Raw genomic sequence first — 24,649 nt, 5'->3', positions numbered from 1 at the left:
TACGCGTGAGGGGGGTCTGCCTGTCCGGGACGGGCAGACCCCCCTCACGGGGTGATCAGCGGGGTGATCAGGCGATGTACTCGTTGTTGTCCAGCTCCGACTGGTAGCGGGAGCCGAAGTCCTTGAGATAGGGCTTGAGGGAGTTCTCGCTCAGCGGGTTGCCGCCGCGTCCCGTGATGCCGTACAGGTCCATCAAGTAGATGCCGAACTGGCGGGCGTTGGGGAAGCCGCCGTACTCGTTGACGTACTTGCGGAAGGCGCTGAAGTAGGCCTCCTCGCGGGTGATGTCGTCGGGCAGACCGGAGACGGGCTGGTCCTCGGCCGCCTCCTCGGGCCTGGCCTGGCTCTGGTCCTGCGGCTGGGGCTCGGCGTACTGCGACTGCGACGCCTGGCCCGGAATGCCGCCCAGGGGACGGCGGTTGCGGCCGGGCGCGGGGGTGGGGCCGCCGTCGGGGGTGCCTTCGGGGCCTGAGGGGACCATCACCGGGGTCGGCTCAAGTCCCTCGACGTACGTGGGGTTGTACGCGCCCTCGTACGCGCCCTCCGGCACCTGCGGCGCCGCGAACCAGGGGCTCACCTGTGTGGGCTCGGGAGTCTGCCGCTGGGGCTGCTGGGGGTTTTGAACTTGCTGTGTCTGCTGTGTCTGCTGTGTCTGCTGCGGGAGTTGCTGCTGAGGCTGCTGGTCGTGCTGCCCCTGCTGCCCCTCCTGCTCCTGCTGCTCCTGCTGTTCCGTCTGCGGTTGCTTCTGGAGGCGCGCCGGTTCGGCCGCCGGTATCTCCCGCTGCTCCTGGTCCGGCTCGTGCGGCTGGCCCTGGCCCTGGCCCTGCGGGAGTTCGGCCAGTGCGGGCTTCGGCGCGGGCTCGGGGGTGGGCGCCGGTGGCAGCAGTACCGGTTCGATGCCGGCCGCGGCCAGCCCCGAGGGGGCCGTGTCGGCGAGCGGTACGCCGTACTTCGCGAGCCGCAGCGGCATCAGCGCCTCGATCGGCGCCTTGCGCTTCCAGTTGCGGCCGAACCGGGCCTGGAGGCGCGACTGGTAGATGAGCCGGTCCTGTTCGAGCTTGATGACCTGCTCGTACGAGCGCAGCTCCCACAGCTTCATCCGGCGCCACAGCATGAACGTGGGGACCGGCGAGAGCAGCCAGCGCGTCAGCCGTACGCCCTCCATGTGCTTGTCGGCGGTGATGTCCGCGATCCGGCCCACAGCGTGGCGCGCCGCCTCGACCGAGACGATGAAGAGCAGCGGGATGACCGCGTGCATCCCGACGCCGAGCGGGTCCGGCCAGGCCGCCGCGCCGTTGAAGGCGATGGTCGCGGCCGTCAGCAGCCAGGCCGACTGGCGCAGCAGCGGGAAGGGGATCCGCATCCAGGTCAGGAGCAGGTCGAGCGCGAGCAGGACGCAGATGCCCGCGTCGATACCGATCGGGAAGACCAGCGAGAAATTCCCGAAGCCCTTCAGCTCGGCGAGTTCGCGTACGGCGGCGTAGGAGCCCGCGAAACCGATCGCGGCGATGATCACCGCTCCCGTGACCACGACCCCGATGAGTATCCGGTGCGTACGTGTCAGCTCCATCGCGGCCACCCGCGATCCCCTCCCGTTTTCGGCATCAGGTACATCAGGTACATGACGTCCTGACGTCATCTGGCGGGCACAGCCTGGCACATGTGTGCGGATGACGTGGCGCGGGGAGCCGGGAGCGGCCCTCCGAAGAGGGCCGCGTTCCGGGCAAAGAGGAAGAAAAGGGGCGGTCCGTGACCGGGATCGCGTTTACTCGGACTTTGCCTTGGAGTCGGAGTCCACGGGCGCGCCGGACGACTCGGGCTTGCCGGGAGACTTGCTCGGTGAGGAGTCGGCGCCGCCGGTGCCACCGGAGCTGTCGGACCCGCCGGCGCCGCCGGAGACGGCCGCCACGGCCTCCTTCGCGGCGCTGACCGCGTCCTTCGACAGATCGGCGGGGCTGGGAGACTTGGCGCCCGCGTAGCCCGTGCCGTTGTAGGTGAGGGTGATGACGACGTTCTCCGTACGGGCCACGACGGTCACGTACGAGAAGGTGGCGTCGGACTTCTTCAGCGTGTACGTGATTGTGCTCGCCTCGTTACCGATGCCGGTTCCGGGAGCCGTCTTGACGTCCTTGGCGGTCTCGGTGCCCTGGGCGCCCGCGAGTTCCTTCGTGTAGTACTCGCCGGCCCGCTTGGCGCCGCTGCCGAGCGTCGTGTCGGAGTCGTACCGCATGAGGGAGATGTCGAGCCAGCGGTACTGGGACCCCTTGACGCCCTTGTCGTCCAGGCCGTTCCAGGAGCAGCTCCCGCGCGTGGCGATGTCGCTGGACTTGCCCTCCGTGCCGCCCTTGACCTTGGCCTTCGGGACCAACGAGTCGACCGTCTTGCCGCTGACCGTCTTGCACGCGTCGGGCAGCGCGCTGAACTTCGCGGGCGCGACGGTGGGGGACTGGGCGCGGGTGGGGGTGGTGGAGCCGTCCGCGTCGCTCTTGCCGTCGGAGTCGGACGAGCACCCGGCGACGGCGAGCATCACCGGAACGGCTGCGCAGGCGAGTATGCGGGTGAGTCGCGAGGCTGATCGGTGCATGGTTCCTTCAGGATTCCTTGAGTCGGTCGCGTGCGGTCTCGGTCGCGTGGGGTCTCGTGATGTCTCGTACGTTTTCGTGCGGCTTCGCCGGCCCGTCGTACGCGTACGCCACGGAGGGCACGTACGCCACGGAGGTCCGAGCGGCCACGGTAACCGGCGAGCCCGCCCCGCGGGGCCCGGAGCCAGACTCCGGCCACCGGGCGGCGGGGCCCCGTACGGTCGTGCCCGGGGGCCGAGGCGGCCCCTATTCGTTGAGCTGGTCGACGAGCGTACGGGCCAGCCCCCGCGCCTTGTCCTGGAGTTCCTTGCTGTCGGGGACCTCGGTGGAGAGGGCCGGCTGCTCGGTGTACCGGACGGTCACGATCACGTTCGATGTGCGGAACACCACGCTCACCGTGCGGTGCTGGGCGGCCGAACCGGAGCGCGCGAGGACGTCGTCGAGGAAGGCGGCGTCGCCGAGATCGTCGAGGACGCGGGGTTCGAGGCCCTCGGTCGAGGACACGGACGAGGAGGGCGCCCCCGAGGACGTCGCGGAGGGGGAGACCGTCTGGGGCCCGGGCGCCGCGGCGGAGTCGGACGCGCCGGGGGAGCCGGGTGATCCCGACGCGCCGGAGGAAGAAGAGGAAGAAGAGGAGGAAGAGGAGGAGCCGGAGGTGGAGGGGGCGAGGTGCGCGCCTGTCTCCTTCGTCGCGTAGACCTCCTGCGCACGGGTGTCGTCGCTCACAGCCGGGTCGTACGACACGACGCGCTCGAAGTCGATCACGAGCTGGTTCGAGGCGGCGGGCGAGTCGGCCTTCCAGCTACAGCCCACCCGGCGGTCCGTGTCGTATGTCACGGCTGCCGTGCCCTGGTACGCCTTCTCCTGCTGGTCCTCGGGGAGCGAGGCGGTGCCCGGCAGCAGGTCCTTGAGCGTGGCGCGTGGCACGGCGCCGCACGCCTCGCGCAGCGTCCGGTACTTGCCGGGCTGCGCCGCGGTCGCGGTGGTGGTCTCGCCGGGCTTGGAGTCGCCGGCCGAGGCGTCGTCGCCGCTGCCGGCCGTACAGCCGGCGACGGCCGCCACGAGGAGCGCCGCCAGGCCGGGTACGTACGCGCGTCGCGCCTTGAGCTGCACGGTCCCGGGCTCCCTTCTCGCCAAAACTGCTTGCCGCCGGATGACGGTCGATGGACACAATGTCTATCGCACGCGATGCCGTCGACGCTGGTCGGCCGTCCTCTATGGCTGCCTTGGCTCCGGTTTTTGCGTTATCCAGACTTTCGGGGGAATTGAGGAAACATGTCGTACGTAGAAGTGCCGGGCGCGAAGGTACCCATCCGGATGTGGGCCGATCCGGCGACGGTCGAGGACGGCGCGATGCAGCAGCTTCGCAATGTCGCCACCCTGCCCTGGATCAAGGGCCTCGCCGTGATGCCGGACGTGCATTACGGGAAGGGCGCCACGGTCGGCTCGGTGATCGCGATGCACGGCGCGGTCTGCCCGGCGGCGGTGGGTGTGGACATCGGCTGCGGTATGTCGGCGGTGAAGACGTCCCTGACGGCGAACGACCTGCCGGGCGATCTCTCCCGGCTGCGCTCCAAGATCGAACAGGCCATCCCGGTGGGCCGGGGGATGCACGACGACCCGGTGGACCCGGGGCGGCTGCACGGATTCCCGACGGCGGGGTGGGGGGACTTCTGGGAGCGGTTCGGGGGCGTCGCCGACGCGGTCAAGTTCCGTGAGGACCGTGCGGTGAAGCAGATGGGAACGCTCGGATCAGGTAATCATTTTATCGAGTTCTGTCTCGATGAGGTGGGCGCGGTCTGGCTGATGCTGCACTCCGGATCCCGGAACATCGGCAAGGAACTGGCCGACCACCACATCGGCACGGCACAGAAGTTGCCGCACAACCAGGGGCTGATCGACCGGGATCTCGCCGTCTTCATCGCGGACACCCCGCAGATGGCGGCGTACCGGAACGATCTCTTCTGGGCGCAGGAGTACGCGAAGTACAACCGGGCGATCATGATGGGGCTCTTCCAGGACGTGGTCCGCAAGGAGTTCAAGAAGGCCCGGGTGGCCTTCGACCCGGTGATCTCCTGCCACCACAACTACGTGGCGGAGGAGCGGTACGAGGGCATGGACCTGCTGGTCACCCGGAAGGGCGCGATCCGGGCGGGGAGCGGAGACTTCGGGATCATCCCGGGCTCCATGGGCACGGGTTCGTACATCGTGAAGGGGCTCGGGAACGCGGCGTCGTTCAACTCGGCCTCGCACGGGGCGGGCCGGCGGATGAGCCGTAACGCGGCGAAGCGGCGGTTCTCGACCCAGGACCTGGAGGAGCAGACACGGGGTGTGGAGTGCCGGAAGGACTCCGGTGTCGTGGACGAGATCCCGGCGGCGTACAAGCCGATCGAGCAGGTCATCGATCAGCAGCGGGATCTCGTGGAGGTCGTAGCGAAGCTGAAGCAGGTCGTGTGCGTCAAGGGTTGAGGGCGGTTTGAGGGCTTTGAGAGCGGTTTGAAAGCGGTTTGAAAGCGGCGGGGAGCGGGTGAGAGGACAGCGAGGGCTGTGCGGTGGCCGAACGTGGTGGGGGTCCTCCGGCCGGGTCCGTCGTCCCGGCCGGAGAAACCTTGATCACACCTCGCGGTGGACCTTCGTGTTGGACGCCTGGGCGCGCGGGCGCAGAAGCAGGAGGTCGACGTTGACATGGCTCGGGCGGGTGATCGCCCAGGTGATCGTGTCGGCCACGTCGTCGGCGGTGAGGGGTTCCGCGACACCCTCGTAGACCTTGGCCGCCTTCTCCTCGTCGCCGCGGAAGCGGGTGGAGGCGAACTCCTCGGTCCTGACCATGCCGGGGGCGATCTCGATCACGCGGACCGGGGTGCCGACGATCTCCAGGCGGAGCGTTTCGGCGAGGACATGGGCGCCGTGCTTGGCGGCGACGTAGCCCGCGCCGCCCTCGTATGTGCCGTGGCCGGCCGTGGAGGAGAGGACGACGACCGTGCCGTCGCCGCTCGCGGTGAGCGCGGGGAGCAGCGCCTGGGTGACGTGGAGGGTGCCGATGACGTTCGTCTCGTACATCTGCCGCCAGTCCGCCGGGTCGCCGGTGGCGACGGGATCGGCGCCGAGTGCCCCGCCCGCGTTGTTGACCAGGACGTTCACGGAGGGGAAGCGGTCCAGTTCGGCGGCGAAGGCGTCGACCGCCGCGCGGTCGGTGACGTCGAGGGCGTACGCGGTGGCCAGGTGGCCCGCGGCGGTCAGTTCCGCGGCGAGCGCCTCGATCCGGTCCTTGCGGCGGGCCGTGACGACGACGTGGTGGCCCGCGGCGGCGAGGTGCCGGGCGGTGGCGGCGCCGATGCCGCTGCTCGCTCCGGTGATGACGGCGATGGGGGTCCCCGTGGCGCTCATGACGTAACTCCTCGCGCGTGTGATCGACTCCGGTCCGGCCAGGATAGGCGGGGCGCGGCCGGAGGGGTCGGGGGCCCGGACGAAGCGGGCGGCGGAGTGGAGTACGGGCACGGGCACGCGGTCGTCCTGCCATGCGGGTGATGTGGGCGTGCCGGGCGGGCGCGTGGCCCGGAGGACAGTGTGATGATCACTATCTTCCGTGCATGGGTGTCCTGCGGAAAGTGGTGCTGGTACTGGTCTCGGCCGCCACGGCGGTGGTCATGGGCGCGGCTCCGGGTGCCGGAGCGAGCGCGCCGGAGCGGAGCGCGGAGGCCCCCGAGGCCGATCTCGCCCATCACGGGCATGTGTCGCTGTCGGGCGGACGCCTCGCGGTCCTCCTCGGCTCCGAGAACCACGGGCCGTCCGGGCTGGCCGACGCGACCGTGCGGCTCGACTTCTCGGCCCCGGTGACCGAGGGGCGGGCGCTGCCGCCCGCCTGTCTGTGGGGCGGCGACCGTACGGTCCTGTGCCGTACGGGGCGGCTCCGGCCGATCGGGCGGAGCGGCGAGCTGACGCTCGACCTGCGGACGTCCGGTACGCGGGACGAGATCGTCGTACGGATCGACACCGCGTGGAACGGCGGCGCGGACGATCTCAACCCCGAGAACCACCGGCATCGCGTCCTGGCGCCGGACACCGGGGACCGGTACGTCTTCTGAGCCGGCCGTCCGGCGTGGCGGCCGGCAGACGTGGCGGCCGGCAGACGTGGCGGCCCGGCCGGCGTTACGCCGCCGCGCCGCCGAACTCGCGCACCGCGTCGTCGACGATCGCGGCCAGGCGGGCGTGGTGGGCGCCGCGCCAGTAGACCCGGCCGCAGGCCGCGCAGCGGGCGAAGACGTCGTAGCCGCGCTGGGTGCCGTGCTGGAGCTGTTCCTGGACGGACTCCTTGTCCGCCGGGCCCAGTGCGCCGTTGCAGGCGGTGCAGCGGGTCCAGGGCGCGAGAGCGGGGGCGAAGCGCTGGAGCACGTCCCTGAGCTGGTCGTCCGGGCGGTCGCTGTAGATGTACGCGCCGGCCCAGATCTCGCGGCGGCGCAGCAGTCCGCGGTCGCGGGAGAGCATCACCCGGCGTTCGGCGGCGGAGAGCGTGGCCAGGGCCGGGTCGCCCAGGTCCTCGCTCTCGTACGCCGCGTCGACGCCCAGCAGCCGCAGCCGGCGCGCGAGGGTGCCGAGATGGACGTCGAGGAGGAAGCGCAGGGGCGCGCCGGGCACGGTCTGCGGCCGGGGCACGGAACGTACGTCCACGGACTCGCCCGCGGCCGGGATGTGCGAGAAGGGCACCTCGCGCCCGTCGACCAGGAGCGGCCCCGCCTCGGTGAGCGGGACGCCGAGGGATTCGACGGCATGGCCGAGGGTGGACGAGCCGTCGGTGCGCAGGGCGGTACGCCCCTCACGTCGCTCGGCCGGGACGAAGAGGCGCAGTTCGGGGGCGAAGGTGATGTGGATCTCCGGTCCGTTCACGCCGTCAGGATGTCACCGCACGGCCGGGCGGGCCAGGGATTTCCCGGGGCCCGGTGCGGGCGTACGCCGTGGGTGGGACGCCTACCGTCGCCGTGAAGTCCCGGACGGGATGGGCCTGGTCGCTGTAGCCGAGGTCGGCGGCGAGCGCGGGCCTCGTCGGTGGGGCGGGCGAGGGGCCGGATCGCGGGGTCCGTCCTGATCCGGTCGACGAGGGCATGGCGCGCAGGGCCGCGTGGGGCGCGCCGGGTGCCGAGGAGGGCACGTCGGGGGCGACGGGGCTGCCGGCCAGGACGGTCGGCTCGATGGTGCCGAGGGACCTGACGGTGCACGCGTGGGACCTGGCGCGGGCGACGGGCCAGCCGTACGAGCCGGAGGCGGCGCTCGTCGGGGTGCTGGTGGCGGAGTTCGGGGCGCTGGCGCCGACGGCCCGGCGGATGGGGATGTCCGGGGAGCCGGTGGCGGAGGGCGCCGCTCCGTTCGATGTGCTGCTGGCGCTGACGGGGCGCGGCCCGGGCTGGACGCCGCAGCGGTAGGCCTCGGCGGGCCTGGCCGGCCTGCGGGCCCCCGGTGGGGCGTGCGGGTCTTCAGGGCCTTGTGGGTGGCGGCAAGGATTCGGCGTCCGCAGGGCGGGCACACGGTCGGCGAGTACCACTTTCGACAGTAAGTGGGCGAAGAGGAGGGGACATGGAGATATCCGGCATTTTCGTTGCCGTCGTCGTCGGCATCGTCATCGGTGTGCTCGGCCGGCTCGTGGTGCCCGGGCGCCAGCGCATCGGGGTGCTGTGGACCATCGGCGTCGGTATCGTCGCGGCGCTCGTCGGTACGTTCATCGCGGCGGCGTTCGGCGTCGCGGACACCAAAGGCTTCGACTGGATCGAGCTGATCATCCAGGTCGGCCTGGCGGCCGTGGGGGTGGCCGCGCTGGACCGAGCCAAGGGCCGCGGCTGATTCTCAGATTTCCTCTCCGGTGCCTTCGCCGGCGAGCGGACGGCCGCTGAGCAGGTTCCAGCGGCCGTCCCGTCCGGTGAACTCGGTGGCGGTGAGCGGCCGTACGTCGAACCGCCAGAACGTTCCGGCGGCCGTGCCGAGCGCGTGGACGGTGGCGGCGCGGACGATGTCCGGCTCGGCCACGGCGACCACCCGGGGGGTGTTCTGCCCCAGCGCGTCGAGCCAGCGGCCGACGCGGGCCTGGAGCGCGAGCAGGGACTCACCGCCGTGCGGCGCGGCGGCGGGGTCGGCGAGCCAGGCGCTCACCGCCCGCGGTTCCGCGGCGGCGACCTCGTCGAGGGTCCTGCCCCGCCAGCGGCCCATCGCCCAGGGCGCGAGGTCGGGCAGCGGCCGCGCGTCCAGGCCGAGCAGGCGGGCGGTCGTACGGCAGCGGGGCGAGGGCGAGACGTACACGGCGGCGGTACGGGCGCCGCGGAGGAAGTCCTCCCGTACGGCCTCGGTCTGACGTACCCCGGCGGTGTCCACCGCGCTGTCCTGCCCGGCCCCGGGGTCGCCCACCGCGCCGGGGGCGTTCCCGGGGGTGTCCGCGGGGCCGTCGTACCCGGGGCCGTCCCCGGGCGCCTCGGGCCGCCGGACTTCCGGTGGTTCCTCGCCGAAGCGGGCCGCGCGCAGGGCCGGTCCCATGGCGGGTGAGATGAGCAGCACGCGGATCGTCATGGCAAGGGCCCCCTTGGCCCGTCTGCCGGTTCGCGGTACCTTCACGTCGATATCCACGACGGCGAGACGGAAGTCCGGTGAGATTCCGGCACGGTCGCGCCACTGTATGCCGGGTGCCGGCCGCGTGCCATGCGGCGGGGGCCCGGTGAGTCAGACCCGAAGGCCGTCGTTCGAGCTCCATGAAACGGGACGCGAGTTCCCCAAGGAGGATCTGCCATGGCTCAGTCCATAGCGTCTGCGAACGCGGCCGTCGCGCCCACCTCGTCCACCGTCGCCGTACCGGCTCCGCTTCCGCTGCGCGCCGTTCTGCCGTGGGCGGTCTTCGTCGGCACCCTGATGCTGGTGCTGCTCTACTTCGTCGGCGCCGAACAGGGCGCGACGTCGGTGATCTCCGGTTCCGGTGTGCACGAGTGGGTGCACGACGGCCGTCATCTGCTCGGTTTCCCCTGCCACTGACCTGACGGCGATCACGGAGCACGGAGATTACGGAGATATACGCGCATGCATGCCTCCACCGTCAGAATCATCCTGGTCCGCGGCATGGTCGCGGGCGTGCTGGCCGGGCTTCTCGCCTTCGCGCTGGCCTACTTCGCGGGTGAGCCGTCCGTACGGGACTCCATCGCCCAGGAGGAGGCCCGGTCCGCCCCGGCGCATCACCACGGCGCGGCACCGGACTCCGGCGCGGCCGGGGAGGAGGAAGAGGAACTGGTCAGCAGGCCCGTCCAGTCGACGTTCGGACTCGCCACCGGTGTACTGGTGTACGGGGTGGCCCTGGGCGGTATCGCCTCGCTGGTCTTCGCCGTGAGCCTGGGCAGGATCGGCCGGTTCGGTCCACGGGCGACCGCGGCGCTGGTCGCGGGCGCCGCCTTCACGACCGTCTGTCTGGTGCCGTTCCTGAAGTATCCGGCGGCGCCGCCCGCCGTCGGCAGCCCGGACACCATCGGCAGACGCACCACGCTGTTCTTCCTGATGATCCTGCTCAGCGTGTTGCTGGCGGTCATCGCCGTCATCGCGGGCCGACGGCTGGCGCCCCGGCTCGGCAACTGGAACGCGTCGCTCGCCGCCGGTGGCGGTTACGTGGCCGTGGTGGCCGTCGCCTGTCTGGTGCTGCCCGGCAACACCGACGCCGTTCCCGCGTCCTTCCCCGCCGCGCTGCTGTGGGAGTTCAGGCTCGCGTCGCTCGGTGTGCAGGCGCTGCTGTGGACGGCCTTCGGGCTGATCTTCGGCGTACTGGCCGAGCGCGCGCTCCGGCCGCGGGCGGCTGCCGTCCCCGCGCCGGCCGCCGGGACCGTGGGGACCTCGGGGACCGGGGCCTCGGGGGCCGGGACCATGGGGGAGGTCACTCGCTGACGCCCACCACGTGGCGTACCGTCTCCGGCGCCGCCATGAAGTCGAGCATGGCGCGGGCGACATCGGCGCGGGCGATGCGGTTGCCGGGCGGGCCCGCGTCGATCGCGTGCCGGTAGATGCCTCGGCCCGCGCCGTTCGTCAGCCGGGGCGGCCGTACCGACGTCCAGTCGAGGTCGCTGTCGGCCAGGGTCCGTTCCATCAGCTCCAGGTCCGTGTACACCTCCCTGAGGATCACCCACATCATGGGCGTGATCACCCGGTGTGCGAGCCATGTCTGCGCCACACCCGTACGGTTCAGCGGCGCCGCGCTCACCACGACGAGGCGCCGCACCCCGGCCGCCGACATCGCCGCGACCAGCGCCCGCGCCGAGGTGGACGCGGGCCTGAGCGGGTCGTGGCGGGCGGCGGGGCCCACACCGGAGAGCACCGTGTCGACGCCTTCGACGACGTCCCCCACCGAGCCCGCGTCGAGCGCGTCCGCGCGCAGGACCGTGAGGTGCGCGTCCGTCAGATCCAGCCGGGCCGGGTCCCGTACCCCGGCCTTCACTCTGTGACCGTCCGCCAGGGCGTGGAGGACGATCTGCCGTCCGACGCCGCCGGACGCACCGAGCACCGCGAGATTCATGACCTCTCCCTTCCTCGTCAGCCTTCTTCGATTCCCGCCTTATCCATCTTCGTGCCGTTTTGGCCTTCTTGTGGTGTGGGTGGACCCTTACCCCGGTAAGTGAACGCTCACTCACCGGATGAAATGACATCAGTACGATCCCCGCCGTGGACGAACGTGAACGAAGAGGCCGCGGCCCCTGGCGCGGGGGCACCCGTCGCGGGGCCGCGGGCGGGCGGACAGTAGAGTGCGGGGTCGGTCTTCTCCCAGTTCAGAGGTGTACGGCAGTGAGTGTCCCGCCCCCTGATAACCCACTGCCCCTGTCTCTGTCTCTGCCGGTGACCGTGGTCGGGATCGGCGCCGACGGCTGGGCCGGGCTCTCCGGCGCGGCGCGGGAGGCGCTGCGCTCCGCCGACGTGGTGATCGGCGGGGACCGGCAGCTCGGCCTGTTGCCCCGGGACGAGTGCCCGGGCGAGCGGGTGGCGTGGCCGTCGCCGCTGCGCCCCGCCGTGCCCGGCCTGCTCGCCGCGCACGCCGGGCGCCGGATCGCGGTGCTGGCCAGCGGGGATCCGATGTTCTACGGGATCGGGCGGGCGCTCGGCGAGGTCGTCGGCGCTGCCGCGCTGCGGGTGGTGCCGCATCCGTCGTCCGTCTCGTACGCCTGCGCCCGGCTCGGCTGGCCGGTGGAGGACACCGAGGTCGTCACGCTCGTCGGCCGTCCCGCCGACCGGCTCGCCGCCGCGCTGTACGACGGCCGCCGGGTGCTGGTGCTCAGCGCGGGAGCCGCGACACCCGCCGAGGTGGCGGCGCTGCTCCGCGCGCGCGGCTACGGGCCGAGCGGGATGCACGTACTCGAACAGCTCGGCTCGGACCGGGAGCACCACCTCACCGCGACCGCCGACGCGTGGGACGCGCCCGCCGGTGACCCGCTCAACGTCGTGGCGGTCGAGTGCCGCCGCGCGCCCGGCGCGCCGCACCTCGGCGCCGTACCCGGACTGCCGGACACCGCGTACGAGCACGACGGCCAGCTCACCAAGCGCCATGTGCGCGCCGCCACGCTGGGCGCGCTGGCCCCCGCGCCGGGGGAGCTGCTGTGGGACGTCGGCGGCGGGTCCGGCTCGATCGCGGTCGAGTGGCTGCGTACGCATCCGTCGTGCCGGGCGGTGTCGGTGGAACGCGATCCGGCGCGCGCCGAGCGCATCGGCCGTAACGCGCGGGCGCTCGGGGTCCCCGGGCTGCGCGTCACCGTCGGCGCGGCGCCCGCGGCGCTGGCCGGTCTGCCGGTACCCGACGCGGTGTTCATCGGCGGCGGGCTGACCGCGCCGGGGCTGCTCGACGCCTGCTGGGACGCGCTGCCCGTGGGCGGCCGGCTGGTCGCGAACACGGTGACGCTGGAGTCCGAGGCGGTGCTGGCCGACCGGTACCGGCGGTTCGGCGGGGAGCTGGTGCGGCTGGCGGTCGCGCACGCGGCGCCGGTCGGCGGCTTCACGGGGTGGCGGCAGGCGATGCCGGTCACGCAGTGGGCGGTCACGAAGACCGGGGAAGCGGCCTCCCCGGCCCCGGCCGAAGGATCAGGATCAGGATCAGGATCAGGAGAAGAACGATGACGGTGTACTTCATCGGCGCCGGCCCCGGCGCCGCCGACCTGATCACGGTGCGCGGCGCCCGCAGGCTGGCCGCGTGCCGGGTGTGTCTGTACGCGGGCAGCCTGGTCCCGCGCGAACTGCTGGCCGAGTGCCCGCCGGACGCGCGGCTGATCGACACCGCCAGGATGGACCTCGACGGCATCACCGCCGAGCTGGTCCGGGCGCACGGCGAGGGCCACGACGTGGCGCGGCTGCATTCGGGCGACCCGTCCGTCTTCAGCGCTGTCGCCGAGCAGATGCGCCGGCTGGACGCGGCGGGCGTGCCGTACGAAGTGGTCCCGGGCGTACCGGCGTTCGCGGCCGCGGCTGCCGCGCTCAAGCGGGAGCTGACCGTGCCGACGGTCGGCCAGACGGTGATCCTGACCCGGATCGCCCAGCGGGCCACCCCGATGCCCGCGGGCGAGGACCTGGCGACGCTGGGGCGCAGCGGCGCGCTGCTGGTGCTGCACCTGGCGGCGCGGTATGTGGACCGGGTGGTGGACGAACTGCTGCCGCATTACGGCGCCGACTGCCCGGCGGCGGTGGTGGCGATGGCCAGCCGCCCCGACGAACTGGTGCTGCGGGGCCCGCTGGACTCCATCGCCGCGCAGGTGAAGGCGGCGGGTGTGGTGCGTACGGCGGTGATCATGGTGGGCAGGACGCTGGGCGCGGAGCAGTTCAGGGACAGCCACCTGTACTCGGCGGACCGGGACCGGGGCGGGGACGGTGACGGGGGCGGTGACGCGGACGGTGGCGGTGACGCGCACCGGGCGTGCTCGACGGGCTGACCTGCCCTACGGGAGCGGCGGGACACGGAGCGCGCGTCCGTGTCCCGCCGTCACCGGCTTCCGCCGGGCCCCGCTTCTCGGGTCCTACTTCTTGGGCGGAGTCGTCTTCAGCCGCCGCGCGATCCGGTCGCGCATGCCGGGCATCCCGAACCCCTTCGGGTCGATCTTGTCGTTCGACCATTCGAGATGGCCGATGACGCTGAGCGCGCTCCACCCGTGCGCCCGGCAGATCGCCGCGCTCACCCGCTCGACCGCGTCGAGCTGGGCCTCCGGCCACGGGTCCCGCCCGTCACCGAGGTTGACGCACTCGAAGCCGTAGAACCGGGCGTTGCCGTCCTCGCCGCCGGTGTTGCCCCGGGTGGGCCTGGGCGGCCGGTCGCCGTAGTCCTCCGCGATCACGCGCGCGAGCACCTTCGGGTCGCCGCCCCCCGCGTGGTTGGTCCGGCCGTGGCCGACCAGGTGGACGACACCGGCCTTGTCGATCACGCCGTGGCACAGCGGCCCCGGCAGGGCGGTGTACCCGTCGCGGCAGATCCGTACGGACGCGTCGGTGCCGGAGGTGACGGTGTGGTGGACCATCACTCCGTTGACCGGGCCCCAGGGCCCCTTGTGATCGCGGTTGTGCGTACGCCAGTTGCCGACCTCTTCGACCTTCACGCCCTCGGCGCGCAGGGCCGCGAGGAAGGCCTGGGCGGACAGTGGTGCTGCCATGAGATCCCTTCCTTTCCGTCGTGGTGTACGTGGCCGTGCGGGGCCGTGTTCACCAGGACGGGTCGCGGTCGTTCCCGTAGCCGCCGTTCCTCTTGCGGTCCTCGAAGTGCAGGTGCGGGCCGGTCACGTTGCCGGTGGAGCCGACCTCGCCGAGCTTCTGCCCGGCCTTGACCTTGTCGCCCTTCGCGACGCTGCGCAGGGAGAGGTGGCAGTAGTAGTAGTCCCTGTCGTTGTCGGCGCGCAGCACGACCCAGCGTCCGTACGCGCCCCCGTTGTTGTCCGACACGGCGATGGTGCCGGCGCGTACCGCGACGACCGGGGTGCCGGTGGCCGCCGCGTAGTCGTCACCGGTGTGGTAGCCGGCGGCGTACGAGGAGTTCCGGACGCCGTAGGCGTAGGTGACGCGCTTTCCGGGCACGGGCGAGGCCACCTTGCTGCTCGAACCGGTCGGCTTGTGGCCGCCGTCCTTGAGCCCGAGGAGGGCGAACGTCCGCGGTCCCGGCAGTCCGTCGGCGTCGCCGCCGGTCCACCCCTGGGCCTTCTGGAACTTGACGCAGGCGGCCTTCGTCTGGTCGCCGTACTTTCCGGTGGCGCCGGCCGGGATCTTGTACCCCTTGGCGATGAGCGCCTTCTGGAAGCTGGTGACGCACGGGTCGGTCTTCCCGTACCTCACGTGATCGAATTCTATCGTGGCCATGTCAAATCCCCCTTGACGTGTTCACTGAGACGGCCTGCCGGGCAGCCATCTGTGCGTCATGGTGGCGAAGGCAAAGAAACGTTCATTAAATAGTCAATAAATGCCTAGGTCTTGACGGTCCACCCGCCCTTCGACGAGCCCGGCGCGGTCGATGGGCCGTGCGCCCTCACCGCTCGCTGCGCCCCACCACGGCCCCCGCCCGGTCGATGCAGATCACATCCACCGCCACCGGCGCCCCCCGCAGCACCGCCAGCGCCTCCGTCCTGGCCCGTACCGCCACCGCGTCGCCCAGTGCCACGCCCCGCGCCTCGCACAGGCGCAGCGCCTCCAGGCCCGTGTTGGCCTCCGCGACCCGGGCGGCCAGTGCCGCGTTCGCGCCGGCCGCCGTGGCCAGTTCCGCCAGGAACGCCTTGTTCACCTGGGAGCGGGCCGAGTGCAGGTCGAGATGGCCCGCCGCCAGTTTCGAGAGCTTCGCGAAACCGCCGCAGAGGGTGAGGCGGTCGACCGGGTGGCGGCGGATGTACTTGAGGACCGCCCCCGCGAAGTCGCCCATGTCCAGCAGCGCGTCCTCCGGCAGACCGTGGACGGCCAGGACCGTCTTCTCCGAGGTCGAGCCCGTACAGCCCGCCACATGCGTACGGCCCGCCGCGCGCGCCACGTCCACACCCCGCCGGATCGAGTCGATCCACGCCGAGCAGGAGTACGGGACGACCACCCCCGTCGTGCCGAGGATGGACAGGCCGCCCAGGATGCCCAGGCGCGGGTTCCACGTCGAGCGGGCGATCTCCTCGCCGTCGTCCACGGAGACCGTGATCTCCACGTCGCCCGTGCCGCCGTACCGCCCCGCCACCTCCGCCACATGCGCCCGCATGAGCTGACGCGGCACCGGGTTGATCGCCGGTTCGCCGACCTCCAGGGGCAGCCCGGGGCGCGTCACCGTACCCACGCCGGGGCCCGCCCGGAAGACGACGCCCGCGCCCGGCGGGAGCAGCCGCACCGTCGCGCGGACCAGGGCGCCGTGCGTGACGTCCGGGTCGTCGCCCGCGTCCTTGACCACACCCACCGTGGCCGCCCCGGCGGACCGTTCCTCCGTGGCCAGCGCGAACGCCGGGGTCTGGCCCTTCGGCAGCGTGATCGTCACCGGGTCGGGGAAATCGCCGGTCAGCAGGGCGGTGTACGCGGCCGTCGTCGCCGCTGTCGCGCAGGCGCCGGTCGTCCAGCCGGAGCGCAGACCGGTGTGCTTGAGTTGGGCGCTGCGCCCGCCCGCGCCCGCGCCCGTACCCGTGCCGTCTTCAGTCATGGAGAGAACCGTTGCCCTTGCATGTGCTGATCCTCGGGGGGACCACCGAGTCGCGGCGCCTCGCGGAACTGCTCCACCCCCGGGCGCGTGTGACGACGTCCCTCGCCGGGCGCGTCGCCCGGCCCGTACCGCCGCCGGGCGAGGTGCGCGTCGGCGGGTTCGGCGGGGCCGAGGGGCTGGCGCGCTGGCTGCGGGAGCACCGTGTGGACGCGCTCGTCGACGCCACCCACCCCTTCGCCGCGACCATCAGCCGGAACGCGGCCCGCGCCGCCGCCACCGCCCATATCCCGCTGCTGGCGCTGCGCCGCCCCTCCTGGGCGCCCGTGCCGGGCGACGACTGGCTTACGGCCGGTTCGCTGGAGGAGGCCGCCGAGGCGCTGCGCAGGCTCGGCGGGTCCCGCCGGGTCTTCCTCACCACCGGGCGGATGGGGCTCGCCGCCTTCGCGGGGCCGGAGCTCGACGGCCACTGGTTCCTCGTACGATCCGTGGACGCCCCGGAACCGCCGTACCCCGCCCGTACGGAGACCCTGCTCGACCGGGGCCCGTTCACGCTCGACGGGGAGCGGGACATTCTGCGCCGGCACCGGATCGACGTCGTCGTCACCAAGGACAGCGGCGGCGCGGCCACCGCGCCCAAGCTCACCGCCGCCCGGGAGGCGGGGATTCCGGTCGTGGTGGTGCGACGGCCGCCCGTCCCGGAGGGGGTGGCCGTCGCGGAGACCGTCGAGGACGCGGTGGCGTGGGTGGCTCACTTCGCGGCGGGGGATTCCGGGGAGGGTTCCGAAAGAGGTTCCGAAAGAGGCTTCGAGGGAGACTCCGAGGGGGCGGAAGGCTCCGGATAGCGTCTGGGCGTCCAGACGATCTCCTCTCCGCCGCCCTCGCCGGCTCCCCGCCGTACCGTCACCGTCTGCGAGGAGCCGACGATCAGGATCGTCCGCATGTCCACCTGTGCCGGGTCCAGCTCCGCCAGCCGTACGATCCGTACGCTCTCCGCCGACCCGCCCACATCGCGGCCCAGCACGACCGGGGTGTCCGGGGCGCGGTGCTCCAGCAGCAGTTCGCGGGCCTTGCCGACCTGCCAGTTGCGGACGGCGGAGCCCGGGTTGTAGAGCGCGAGCACCAGGTCCGCCGCCGCTGCCGCGCGCAGCCGTTCCGCGATGACCTCCCACGGCTTGAGGCGGTCGGAGAGCGAGAGCACGGCGTAGTCGTGGCCGAGGGGTGCGCCGGCGCGCGCGGCGGCGGCGTTGGCGGCGGTCACGCCCGGGAGCACCCGTACGGGTATCGCCCGGTACGGGTCGGCCGACGCGACCTCCAGAACGGCCGTGGCCATCGCGAAGACGCCCGGGTCGCCGCCCGAGACGACGGCCACACGGCGGCCCCGCCGCGCCAGGTCGAGGGCGAACTCGGCGCGCTCCGACTCCACCTTGTTGTCGGAGCCGTGGCGCCGCTGCCCCGGGCGGACCGGAACGCGGTCCAGATAGGTGGTGTAGCCGACCAGATCCTCGGCGGAGGCCAGCGCCCCGCGTGTCTCGGGCGTGAGCCACAGCGGGCCCGCCGGGCCCGTTCCCACGACCACCACCTCACCGGAGGAGGGGGTGTGGTCGGCCTGACCGGACGGCGCCTGGACGCGGCCCACCCGGCTCGGCAGCACCGCCACCGAGAAGTACGGCACCGACTCCGGGTCCATGTCCGCCAGCGTGCCCGTGCGCTCCCCGCTCATCGTCGCGCGCTCCACGTACCGCGCGTCCGCCAGCCGTCCCGCCCGCTCGATCGACCGCCGTACGGCCGGGAACGTCCTGCCCAGCTTCATCACGACCGCCGAGTCCGCCGAGGCCAGCCGCGCCGTCAGCTCCTCCTCGGGCAGGGTGCCCGGCAGCACCGTCAGCACCTCCTCGCCCTCGACGAGCGGGGCGCCGAGCCGGGCCGCGGCGGCGCTGACCGATGTCACCCCGGGGATCACCTCGGTCGGATAGCGGTCGGCCAGCCGCTTGTGCATGTGCATGTACGAGCCGTAGAAGAGCGGATCGCCCTCCGCGAGCACCGCGACCGTGCGCCCGGCGTCGAGATGGACGGCGAGCCGGGCGGCGGACTCCGCGTAGAACTCGTCCATCGCGCCCTGGTAGCCGCCCGGATGGTCGGTGGTGCCGGTGGTGACCGGGTAGACCAGCGGCTCCTCGATATGGTCGGCGCGCAGGTGCGCGGCGGCTATGGAGCGCGCGATGGAGCGGCCGTGGCGGGCGCTGTGGTACGCGATCACGTCCGCCTCGGCGATGACCTGCACCGCCCGTACGGTCATCAGGGACGGGTCGCCGGGGCCGAGGCCGACGCCGTACAGACGGCCCATGCGGAGGCTGGTGTTGTCGGTCATTCCACTTCGCTCGCGATCGCGTTGACGGCCGCGGCGGCGAGGGCGCTGCCGCCGCGCCGTCCCCGTACGACCAGGTGTTCAAGGGCCAAGGGGTGCTCGGCCAGCGCGTCCTTGGACTCCGCCGCGCCGATGAAGCCCACCGGGACGCCGATGACGGCCGCCGGGCGCGGCGCGCCCGCCTCGACCATCTCCAGCAGCCGGAAGAGCGCGGTCGGCGCGTTGCCGACGGCGACGACCGCGCCGTCCAGCCGGTCCCGCCACAGCTCCAGGGCGGCGGCGCTGCGCGTCGTCCCCAGCTCGGCGGCGAGGGCGGGCACGGCCGGGTCGGAGAGCGTGCAGACCACGTCGTTGCCGGCGGGCAGCCGCTTGCGCGTGACCCCGCTCGCGACCATCCGCACATCGCACAGGATCGGCGCGCCCGCGCGCAGCGCCTCGCGGGCGCGGGCCACCACGCCGGGGGTGAAGGCCAGGTCGCGCACGAGGTCGACCATGCCGCAGGCGTGGATCATCCGCACCGCGACCTGGGAGACATCGGCGGGCAGCCCGGCGAGGTCCGCCTCGGCACGGATCGTGGCGAACGACTGGCGGTATATCGCCGCGCCGTCCTTCTCATAGTCGAACACTGTGGTCTCGCTCATCTCGTCACGTCGTCACGACTGCGTTGTCTTCACGTTCTCGTCCCGTCCCGCGTGTGTACGGAGACGGTGTAGCGGCCCTCGCCGGTCGCGACCATGTCCACCCGTTCGCCCTGCGGATGACCGCAGCGCCGCGCGCACCCCGACCAGTACACGGGCAGCCCGGTCCGGTCGCTGTGCCGGTCACTGTCCTGATCCAGGTCCGCGGCGGGGGCGGTGGTCACGGACGCGGCGGCGTCCGCCCGTACGTCCGCGAGCGCCTTGGCGCACCCGGGCCGCCCGGTGCAGGCGCCGACACCGAGCCAGGGGGAGCCGGGCTCGGTGACCAGGCCGGCGGTACGGAGGCGCCCGAGGAGACCGGCGGCGTCGTCCGGGGCCAGGCCGGGAACGATCACCCCGCGCCAGGGAGTCAGCCGCAGGCCGCCGCCCCCGTACAGCAGATGCCGCCACTGCGCCACGCTCAGCCGCCCCAGCCGGGGGTACGCGGAGAGCGCGACCGTCCCGTCGGGGGAGGGGATCAGCCCGGGGACGGGCACCCGTGCGCCCTCCCGCGTCTCCTCCGCATCCCCCGTCAGGTCCCCCGCCGAGTCCCCCGTCGGGACTCCCGCCAAGTCCCCTGTCAGGACCGTGATCCCGGCCGCCGTCAGGCGCTCCGTCACCGCGGCGGGCAGCCCGCGGGCCACCACGGCGGGCAAGTCCCGTACGCGCCAGGCGCCCGTGCCGCTCGCCTCCGCCGCCGTGCGGAAGGTCTCCGCCGCCAGCAGGGCCGCGCGCGGGGCGTCGGCGGCCGGGACGCGTACCGCCCGTACCGGCTGGTCTCCGAACGGCGGGTGATTCATACCGATCTGTACCGTTGCCGTGCCGTCCCGCCGTGCGAGCAACGTCACATCCGCGCCCAGCGTCGCCACATCGCCCCGGCCGTCGTCCAGCGCGAACAGGAAGCGCCCGGAAAGCTCCGCCGCCGCCTCGCTCGCGCACAGCAGCCCGTCCAGCCGCCGGGCCCACGACGGCACGTCCCCGGCGCCGAGTCCGTCGAGTCCGGCCAGCGGTGAGGCGACGATGTTCCGGACCCGCTCGTGCTCCTCCGACGGCAGCAGATCCGCCTCGTGCAGCAGCGCCGCCAGCTCACCGCCGCAGCTCGCGCCGAGCCCCCGGAGCTGGACATTGCCCCGGGACGTGAGGTCCAGACGACCGTCGCCCAGACGCTCCGCCGCATCCGCCAGGGCGAGCGCCTGACGGTGCGTCAACAGCCCTGCGGGCAGCCGGAGTCTGGCCAGGAACCCGTCGTCGGCACGGTGCAGCCGCAGCGCGCCGGGGCAGGCGTCACCCCGTTCCCGTACGACATCGCGCACCGCGCCCCCGACCGGAGCGCGCGCGGCGGCTTCGTCCCGGTTCACGGGTGTTGGCGAGGTGGGCGGCATGGCCGCGAGCATACCCACGTGGCCCCCGCCCGCCCCCTCCTCGTCCGCCGCCCCGACGAGGCGCCCTCCCCCGCCCGTGACCTCAGCACTTACTATGCAGACGGCGGGCCCGTCAGGCCCGTCACACGCCAGTGACGGCGTCATGGGGAGGAAGCCCGGTGCGAACCCGGCGCGGTCCCGCCACTGTGAACCCGACAGCTCCGGCCGTCGGGTGAGCCAGGAACTCCCGCCGTCCTCCACACCCGCCCGGGGCGCGGACCCCGAGGAAGGCCAGACGCCGCATGCTTCTGCTCCTGTCGACGTCCGACACCGATCTGCTCAGCGCCCGCGCCGCCAACGCGGCGGACGGCCCGGTCCCGTACCGGTTCGCCAACCCGGCCCGGCTCGCGCTCGACGAACTGCCCGCGCTGCTGGAGGGCGCCGACCTCGTCGTCGTACGGCTCCTCGGCGGTCTGCGCGCCTGGCAGGACGGCATCGACGCCCTCCTCGCCCGGGACATCCCCGTCGTCGTCCTCACCGGCGAACAGGCGCCCGACGCACAGCTCATGGAGGCGTCCACCGTCCCCATCGGGATCGCCGCCGAGGCGCACGCCTATCTCGCCCACGGCGGGCCCGCCAACCTGGACCAGCTCGCGCGGTTCCTCTCCGACACCGTCCTGCTGACCGGCCACGGCTTCGAGCCGCCCGCCGCCGCGCCCACCTGGGGACGGCTGGAGCGCAAGGTCAGGCCGCCGCGCTTCGGCCGGCCAGGCCATTCCGTGGCCGAGGTGGCCCCGACCGTCGCGGTCCTCTACTACCGCGCGCACCACATGAGCGGCAACACCGCCTTCGTCGAGACGCTGTGCTCGGCGATCGAGGACGCCGGGGCCCGGCCCCTGCCGCTCTTCGTCTCGTCCCTGCGCGCCCCCGAGCCGGAGCTGCTGGCCGCCCTCGGCGAGGCGCATGCCATCGTCACCACCGTGCTCGCCGCCGGGGGCACCAAGCCCGCCCAGGCGTCGGCGGGCGGCGACGACGAGGCGTGGGACGCGGGCGCGCTCGCCGCACTCGACGTACCGATCCTCCAGGCCCTCTGCCTCACCAGCAGCCGCGCTGCCTGGGAGGAGAGCGACGAGGGGCTGACGCCGCTCGACGCGGCCTCGCAGGTCGCCGTACCGGAGTTCGACGGCCGGCTGATCACCGTCCCGTTCTCCTTCAAGGAGATCGACGAGGACGGACTGCCCGCCTACGTACCCGACCCCGAGCGGGCCGCGCGCGTCGCCGGGATCGCCGTACGCCACGCCTCGCTCGCCCACCGTACGAACGCCGAGAAGCGCGTCGCGCTGGTCCTCTCCGCGTACCCCACCAAGCACTCCCGCATCGGCAACGCCGTCGGCCTCGACACCCCCGCCAGCGCCGTCGCGCTGCTGCGCCGGCTGGTCGCCGAGGGATACGACTTCGGTACGGAGGCGGACGAGCCCGTGCCCGGTCTGGAGTCCGGCGACGGCGACGAGCTGATCCGCGCGCTCATCGACGCGGGCGGCCACGACCAGGAATGGCTCACCGAGGAGCAGCTCGCCCGCAACCCCGTCCGTATACCGGCGGCCGACTACCGGCGCTGGTACGAACTGCTCCCCGCCGGTCTGCGGGCCTCCGTCGAGCGGCACTGGGGGCCGCCGCCCGGCGAGATGTTCCTCGACCGCAGCCGCGTCGGCGCGGGCGGCGACCCGGACGGCGACATCGTGCTCGCCGCCCTGCGGCGCGGCAATCTGCTGATCCTCATCCAGCCGCCGCGCGGCTTCGGCGAGAATCCGATCGCGATCTACCACGACCCCGATCTGCCGCCCTCGCACCACTACCTGGCCGCGTACCGCTGGATCCAGGCGGCCGAGCACGACGGCGGTTTCGGCGCCGACGCCATGATCCACCTGGGCAAGCACGGCAACCTGGAGTGGCTGCCCGGCAAGAACGCCGGGATGTCCGCGTCCTGCGCGCCGGACGCCGCGCTCGGTGACCTGCCGCTGATCTACCCGTTCCTCGTCAACGACCCGGGCGAGGGCACACAGGCGAAGCGGCGCGTGCACGCCACGCTCGTGGACCACCTCGTACCGCCGATGGCGCGCGCCGAGTCGTACGGCGACATCGCGCGCCTGGAGCAACTGCTCGACGAGTACGCGGCGATCTCCTCCATGGACCCGGCCAAGCTGCCCGCGATCCGCGCCCAGATCTGGACGCTGATCCAGGCCGCCAAGCTCGACCACGACCTCGGGCTCGAAGCGCGCCCCGAAGACGACGGGTTCGACGACTTCCTGCTGCACGTCGACGGCTGGCTCTGCGAGGTCAAGGACGCGCAGATCCGCGACGGACTCCATGTCCTCGGCGGCGCCCCGGCCGGCGAGGCCCGCGTCAACCTCGTCCTCGCCATCCTCCGCGCCCGGCAGATCTGGGGCGGTACGTCGTCCCTGCCAGGACTGCGCGAAGCCCTCGGCCTCGACGAGTCGGCCGCCACCCGCACCGCCGCCGACGACGCGGAGGAGCGGGCCCGCGCGCTCGTCCAGGCGATGGAGGACGCGGACTGGGACCCGGCGGCGGTGTCCTCCGTGGCCGCCGGTCTTCCCGGCCCGGTGGCGGACATCCTCGCCTTCGCGGCCCGTGAGGTCGTCCCGCGCCTGGCCGGCACGGTCGACGAGATCGAGCATGTCGTCCACGCCCTGAGCGGCGGCTTCGTCCCTGCGGGCCCGTCCGGCTCCCCGCTGCGCGGCCTGGTCAACGTCCTGCCGACCGGCCGCAACTTCTACTCCGTCGACCCGAAGGCCGTACCGAGCCGCCTCGCCTGGGAGACCGGACAGGCGCTCGCGGACTCCCTCCTCACCCGCTACCGCACCGACAACGGCGACTGGCCGACCTCCGTCGGGCTCTCCCTCTGGGGTACGAGCGCGATGCGCACCTCGGGCGACGACATCGCGGAAGCCCTCGCGCTGCTGGGCGTCCGGCCCGTCTGGGACGACGCCTCACGCCGGGTCACGGGCCTGGAACCGGTGCCCCTGGCGGAACTCGCCCGCCCCCGTATCGATGTCACCCTGCGCATCAGCGGCTTCTTCCGGGACGCGATCCCGCACGCGATCGGGCTGCTGGACGACGCCGTACGGCTCGTCGCCGCGCTGGACGAGCCCGCCGAGTCCAACTTCGTCCGCGCCCACGCCCAGGCCGACCTGGCCGAACACGGCGACGAACGGCGCGCCACGACCCGTATCTTCGGCTCCCGGCCCGGCACGTACGGCGCGGGCATCCTCCAGCTCATCGACAGCCGCGACTGGCGTACGGACGCGGACCTCGCCGAGGTCTACACGGTGTGGGGCGGCTACGCGTACGGCCGCGAACTCGACGGGCGCCCGGCGCGCGGCGAGATGGAGACCGCGTACAAGCGCATCGCGGTGGCCGCGAAGAACACCGACACGCGCGAGCACGACATCGCGGACTCGGACGACTACTTCCAGTACCACGGCGGCATGGTCGCCACCGTACGCGCCCTGAAGGGCACGGCCCCCGAGGCGTACATCGGCGACTCGACCCGCCCGGAGACCGTCCGCACCCGCACCCTGGTCGAGGAGACGTCCCGCGTCTTCCGCGCCCGCGTGGTCAACCCGCGCTGGATCGAGGCGATGCGCCGCCATGGCTACAAGGGCGCGTTCGAACTGGCCGCGACGGTCGACTACCTCTTCGGGTACGACGCGACGACGGGCGTCGTCGCCGACTGGATGTACGACAAGCTGACCGAGACCTACGTCCTGGACCCGGAGAACCGCCAGTTCCTCCAGGAGGCCAACCCCTGGGCCCTGCACGGCATCGCGGAACGCCTGCTGGAGGCGGAGTCCCGCGGCATGTGGGAGAAGCCGGACCCGGGGGTGCTGGACGCGCTGCGGAAGGTGTTCCTGGAGACGGAGGGGGAGCTGGAGGGCGAGGAGGACTGAGGGGGCGCGTGCCTCGGCTCGGGGAGCCCGCCTCGGCCGGGGGCATGACCATCCGGCGGATCAGGAACGTCG

At 72.9% G+C, this 24,649-nt stretch carries 22 protein-coding genes, 1 pseudogene and 2 riboswitches; of the genes and pseudogenes, 10 read left to right on the top strand and 13 right to left on the bottom strand.

All coding sequences use genetic code 11. The features are described 5' to 3' along the window. Positions 1 to 67 precede the first annotated feature (67 nt). The 3 genes from ACIQ7D_RS34370 to ACIQ7D_RS34360 form a co-directional block, all read right to left on the bottom strand. Positions 68 to 1,579 (bottom strand): DUF2637 domain-containing protein, encoded by a 1,512-nt coding sequence (locus ACIQ7D_RS34370; RefSeq protein WP_403944617.1) that lies wholly within the window; start codon positions 1,577 to 1,579, stop codon positions 68 to 70. A 186-nt stretch (positions 1,580 to 1,765) separates the two neighbouring features. Further along, on the bottom strand, positions 1,766 to 2,584 hold the full coding sequence (locus ACIQ7D_RS34365; protein ID WP_403944614.1) for a DUF3558 domain-containing protein: 819 nt from the start codon (positions 2,582 to 2,584) through the stop codon (positions 1,766 to 1,768). A gap of 244 nt (positions 2,585 to 2,828) precedes the next feature. Further along, positions 2,829 to 3,695 (bottom strand): DUF3558 domain-containing protein, encoded by an 867-nt coding sequence (locus ACIQ7D_RS34360; RefSeq protein WP_403944613.1) that lies wholly within the window; start codon positions 3,693 to 3,695, stop codon positions 2,829 to 2,831. 162 nt (positions 3,696 to 3,857) lie between these two features. Here ACIQ7D_RS34360 and ACIQ7D_RS34355 point away from each other — a divergent pair, with 162 nt between their 5' ends. Further along, on the top strand, positions 3,858 to 5,051 hold the full coding sequence (locus ACIQ7D_RS34355) for an RtcB family protein (protein WP_403944611.1): 1,194 nt from the start codon (positions 3,858 to 3,860) through the stop codon (positions 5,049 to 5,051). Between the two features lie 144 nt (positions 5,052 to 5,195). Here the strand turns inward: ACIQ7D_RS34355 and ACIQ7D_RS34350 are convergent, their stop codons facing one another. After that, the gene (locus tag ACIQ7D_RS34350) at positions 5,196 to 5,969 is read right to left on the bottom strand and encodes an SDR family NAD(P)-dependent oxidoreductase (protein ID WP_403944609.1); all 774 of its coding nucleotides are present in this window, start codon (positions 5,967 to 5,969) and stop codon (positions 5,196 to 5,198) included. Between the two features lie 203 nt (positions 5,970 to 6,172). On the opposite strand from ACIQ7D_RS34350, the gene ACIQ7D_RS34345 reads away from it, so the two are divergent. After that, entirely contained in the window at positions 6,173 to 6,667 is a 495-nt protein-coding gene (locus ACIQ7D_RS34345) for a hypothetical protein (RefSeq protein ID WP_403944606.1), read from the top strand. Between the two features lie 64 nt (positions 6,668 to 6,731). Here ACIQ7D_RS34345 and ACIQ7D_RS34340 read toward each other — a convergent pair whose 3' ends face one another. Next, a complete protein-coding gene (locus ACIQ7D_RS34340; protein ID WP_403944604.1) occupies positions 6,732 to 7,466 on the bottom strand; it encodes a Mut7-C RNAse domain-containing protein in 735 nt (244 codons plus the stop codon). A 215-nt stretch (positions 7,467 to 7,681) separates the two neighbouring features. On the opposite strand from ACIQ7D_RS34340, the gene ACIQ7D_RS34335 reads away from it, so the two are divergent. Both ACIQ7D_RS34335 and ACIQ7D_RS34330 read left to right on the top strand, forming a co-directional pair. Continuing rightward, positions 7,682 to 7,999, top strand: a complete 318-nt coding sequence (locus ACIQ7D_RS34335; RefSeq protein WP_403944602.1) for a hypothetical protein — start codon at positions 7,682 to 7,684, stop codon at positions 7,997 to 7,999. A 151-nt stretch (positions 8,000 to 8,150) separates the two neighbouring features. Next, positions 8,151 to 8,414 carry a GlsB/YeaQ/YmgE family stress response membrane protein gene (locus ACIQ7D_RS34330; protein ID WP_403944601.1) on the top strand — a complete coding sequence of 88 codons (264 nt, stop codon included), beginning with the start codon at positions 8,151 to 8,153 and terminating at the stop codon, positions 8,412 to 8,414. A gap of 3 nt (positions 8,415 to 8,417) precedes the next feature. Here ACIQ7D_RS34330 and ACIQ7D_RS34325 read toward each other — a convergent pair whose 3' ends face one another. Continuing rightward, positions 8,418 to 9,131, bottom strand: a complete 714-nt coding sequence (locus ACIQ7D_RS34325; protein WP_403944599.1) for a histidine phosphatase family protein — start codon at positions 9,129 to 9,131, stop codon at positions 8,418 to 8,420. Positions 9,132 to 9,153: 22 nt separating this feature from the next. After that, positions 9,154 to 9,310, top strand: a riboswitch (cobalamin riboswitch). A gap of 37 nt (positions 9,311 to 9,347) precedes the next feature. Here ACIQ7D_RS34325 and ACIQ7D_RS34320 point away from each other — a divergent pair. Both ACIQ7D_RS34320 and ACIQ7D_RS34315 read left to right on the top strand, forming a co-directional pair. Then, positions 9,348 to 9,587 carry a CbtB-domain containing protein gene (locus tag ACIQ7D_RS34320; protein WP_403944596.1) on the top strand — a complete coding sequence of 80 codons (240 nt, stop codon included), beginning with the start codon at positions 9,348 to 9,350 and terminating at the stop codon, positions 9,585 to 9,587. A gap of 45 nt (positions 9,588 to 9,632) precedes the next feature. After that, entirely contained in the window at positions 9,633 to 10,481 is an 849-nt protein-coding gene (locus tag ACIQ7D_RS34315) for a CbtA family protein (RefSeq protein ID WP_403944593.1), read from the top strand. Here ACIQ7D_RS34315 and ACIQ7D_RS34310 read toward each other — a convergent pair. Further along, positions 10,471 to 11,106 (bottom strand): NAD(P)-dependent oxidoreductase, encoded by a 636-nt coding sequence (locus ACIQ7D_RS34310; RefSeq protein WP_403944591.1) that lies wholly within the window; start codon positions 11,104 to 11,106, stop codon positions 10,471 to 10,473. The two genes, ACIQ7D_RS34315 and ACIQ7D_RS34310, sit on opposite strands and share 11 nt — an antisense overlap. Before the next feature lie 317 nt (positions 11,107 to 11,423). On the opposite strand from ACIQ7D_RS34310, the gene cbiE reads away from it, so the two are divergent. Together cbiE and cobM are read left to right on the top strand one after the other, a co-directional pair. Further along, the gene (cbiE, locus tag ACIQ7D_RS34305; RefSeq protein ID WP_403944589.1) at positions 11,424 to 12,692 is read left to right on the top strand and encodes a precorrin-6y C5,15-methyltransferase (decarboxylating) subunit CbiE; all 1,269 of its coding nucleotides are present in this window, start codon (positions 11,424 to 11,426) and stop codon (positions 12,690 to 12,692) included. Continuing rightward, positions 12,689 to 13,498 carry a precorrin-4 C(11)-methyltransferase gene (cobM, locus tag ACIQ7D_RS34300; RefSeq protein WP_403944587.1) on the top strand — a complete coding sequence of 270 codons (810 nt, stop codon included), beginning with the start codon at positions 12,689 to 12,691 and terminating at the stop codon, positions 13,496 to 13,498. The genes cbiE and cobM overlap by 4 nt, the downstream gene beginning before the upstream one ends. Positions 13,499 to 13,594: 96 nt before the next feature. Here the strand turns inward: cobM and ACIQ7D_RS34295 are convergent. From ACIQ7D_RS34295 to ACIQ7D_RS34285, 3 genes and pseudogenes are all read right to left on the bottom strand, one after another. Further along, positions 13,595 to 14,209: pseudogene (locus tag ACIQ7D_RS34295) on the bottom strand (N-acetylmuramoyl-L-alanine amidase); the annotation flags it as partial. Positions 14,210 to 14,258: 49 nt separating this feature from the next. After that, positions 14,259 to 14,906: a peptidoglycan DD-metalloendopeptidase family protein gene (locus ACIQ7D_RS34290; protein WP_403944584.1), complete on the bottom strand. Its 648-nt coding sequence runs from the start codon at positions 14,904 to 14,906 to the stop codon at positions 14,259 to 14,261. A 166-nt stretch (positions 14,907 to 15,072) separates the two neighbouring features. Then, on the bottom strand, positions 15,073 to 16,206 hold the full coding sequence (locus ACIQ7D_RS34285) for a cobalt-precorrin-5B (C(1))-methyltransferase (protein ID WP_403944582.1): 1,134 nt from the start codon (positions 16,204 to 16,206) through the stop codon (positions 15,073 to 15,075). Positions 16,207 to 16,223: 17 nt separating this feature from the next. Here ACIQ7D_RS34285 and ACIQ7D_RS34280 point away from each other — a divergent pair, with 17 nt between their 5' ends. After that, positions 16,224 to 17,048, top strand: a complete 825-nt coding sequence (locus tag ACIQ7D_RS34280) for a cobalt-precorrin-6A reductase (protein ID WP_403944630.1) — start codon at positions 16,224 to 16,226, stop codon at positions 17,046 to 17,048. Here ACIQ7D_RS34280 and ACIQ7D_RS34275 read toward each other — a convergent pair. From ACIQ7D_RS34275 to cobG, 3 genes are read right to left on the bottom strand one after another with little or no spacing between them, the layout of a single operon-like run. Next, on the bottom strand, positions 16,955 to 18,574 hold the full coding sequence (locus ACIQ7D_RS34275) for a precorrin-2 C(20)-methyltransferase (RefSeq protein ID WP_403944579.1): 1,620 nt from the start codon (positions 18,572 to 18,574) through the stop codon (positions 16,955 to 16,957). The two genes, ACIQ7D_RS34280 and ACIQ7D_RS34275, sit on opposite strands and share 94 nt — an antisense overlap. Next, the gene (locus tag ACIQ7D_RS34270) at positions 18,571 to 19,212 is read right to left on the bottom strand and encodes a precorrin-8X methylmutase (RefSeq protein WP_403944577.1); all 642 of its coding nucleotides are present in this window, start codon (positions 19,210 to 19,212) and stop codon (positions 18,571 to 18,573) included. The genes ACIQ7D_RS34275 and ACIQ7D_RS34270 overlap by 4 nt, the downstream gene beginning before the upstream one ends. A gap of 29 nt (positions 19,213 to 19,241) precedes the next feature. Further along, positions 19,242 to 20,630, bottom strand: coding sequence for a precorrin-3B synthase (gene cobG / locus ACIQ7D_RS34265; RefSeq protein ID WP_403944574.1), 1,389 nt, complete (start codon positions 20,628 to 20,630; stop codon positions 19,242 to 19,244). An 86-nt stretch (positions 20,631 to 20,716) separates the two neighbouring features. Beyond that, a riboswitch (cobalamin riboswitch) is annotated at positions 20,717 to 20,877 on the top strand. Positions 20,878 to 20,911: 34 nt separating this feature from the next. Between cobG and cobN the strand changes: the two genes are divergently transcribed. After that, complete coding sequence (gene cobN, locus ACIQ7D_RS34260; protein WP_403944572.1) at positions 20,912 to 24,577, top strand: cobaltochelatase subunit CobN; 3,666 nt, start codon at positions 20,912 to 20,914, stop codon at positions 24,575 to 24,577. Positions 24,578 to 24,649: the final 72 nt, after the last annotated feature.

The organism is Streptomyces sp. NPDC096310 (genome assembly GCF_044763125.1).
In the GTDB taxonomy this organism is placed as follows: domain Bacteria; phylum Actinomycetota; class Actinomycetes; order Streptomycetales; family Streptomycetaceae; genus Streptomyces.
This window is presented reverse-complemented; position numbering and strand designations above follow the sequence as displayed.

What these genes read in the sequence shown, in the direction of transcription:
- ACIQ7D_RS34270 (WP_403944577.1), bottom strand. Translation starts at nt 19,212, where the DNA reads ATGAGCGAGACCACAGTGTTCGACTATGAGAAGGACGGCGCGGCGATA.
- cobM (WP_403944587.1), top strand. Translation starts at nt 12,689, where the DNA reads ATGACGGTGTACTTCATCGGCGCCGGCCCCGGCGCCGCCGACCTGATC.
- ACIQ7D_RS34315 (WP_403944593.1), top strand. Translation starts at nt 9,633, where the DNA reads ATGCATGCCTCCACCGTCAGAATCATCCTGGTCCGCGGCATGGTCGCG.
- ACIQ7D_RS34285 (WP_403944582.1), bottom strand. Translation starts at nt 16,206, where the DNA reads ATGACTGAAGACGGCACGGGTACGGGCGCGGGCGCGGGCGGGCGCAGC.
- ACIQ7D_RS34335 (WP_403944602.1), top strand. Translation starts at nt 7,682, where the DNA reads ATGGCGCGCAGGGCCGCGTGGGGCGCGCCGGGTGCCGAGGAGGGCACG.
- ACIQ7D_RS34345 (WP_403944606.1), top strand. Translation starts at nt 6,173, where the DNA reads ATGGGTGTCCTGCGGAAAGTGGTGCTGGTACTGGTCTCGGCCGCCACG.
- ACIQ7D_RS34350 (WP_403944609.1), bottom strand. Translation starts at nt 5,969, where the DNA reads ATGAGCGCCACGGGGACCCCCATCGCCGTCATCACCGGAGCGAGCAGC.
- ACIQ7D_RS34355 (WP_403944611.1), top strand. Translation starts at nt 3,858, where the DNA reads ATGTCGTACGTAGAAGTGCCGGGCGCGAAGGTACCCATCCGGATGTGG.
- ACIQ7D_RS34310 (WP_403944591.1), bottom strand. Translation starts at nt 11,106, where the DNA reads ATGAATCTCGCGGTGCTCGGTGCGTCCGGCGGCGTCGGACGGCAGATC.
- ACIQ7D_RS34365 (WP_403944614.1), bottom strand. Translation starts at nt 2,584, where the DNA reads ATGCACCGATCAGCCTCGCGACTCACCCGCATACTCGCCTGCGCAGCC.
- ACIQ7D_RS34325 (WP_403944599.1), bottom strand. Translation starts at nt 9,131, where the DNA reads ATGACGATCCGCGTGCTGCTCATCTCACCCGCCATGGGACCGGCCCTG.
- cobN (WP_403944572.1), top strand. Translation starts at nt 20,912, where the DNA reads ATGCTTCTGCTCCTGTCGACGTCCGACACCGATCTGCTCAGCGCCCGC.
- ACIQ7D_RS34275 (WP_403944579.1), bottom strand. Translation starts at nt 18,574, where the DNA reads ATGACCGACAACACCAGCCTCCGCATGGGCCGTCTGTACGGCGTCGGC.
- ACIQ7D_RS34330 (WP_403944601.1), top strand. Translation starts at nt 8,151, where the DNA reads ATGGAGATATCCGGCATTTTCGTTGCCGTCGTCGTCGGCATCGTCATC.
- ACIQ7D_RS34290 (WP_403944584.1), bottom strand. Translation starts at nt 14,906, where the DNA reads ATGGCCACGATAGAATTCGATCACGTGAGGTACGGGAAGACCGACCCG.
- cobG (WP_403944574.1), bottom strand. Translation starts at nt 20,630, where the DNA reads ATGCCGCCCACCTCGCCAACACCCGTGAACCGGGACGAAGCCGCCGCG.
- ACIQ7D_RS34320 (WP_403944596.1), top strand. Translation starts at nt 9,348, where the DNA reads ATGGCTCAGTCCATAGCGTCTGCGAACGCGGCCGTCGCGCCCACCTCG.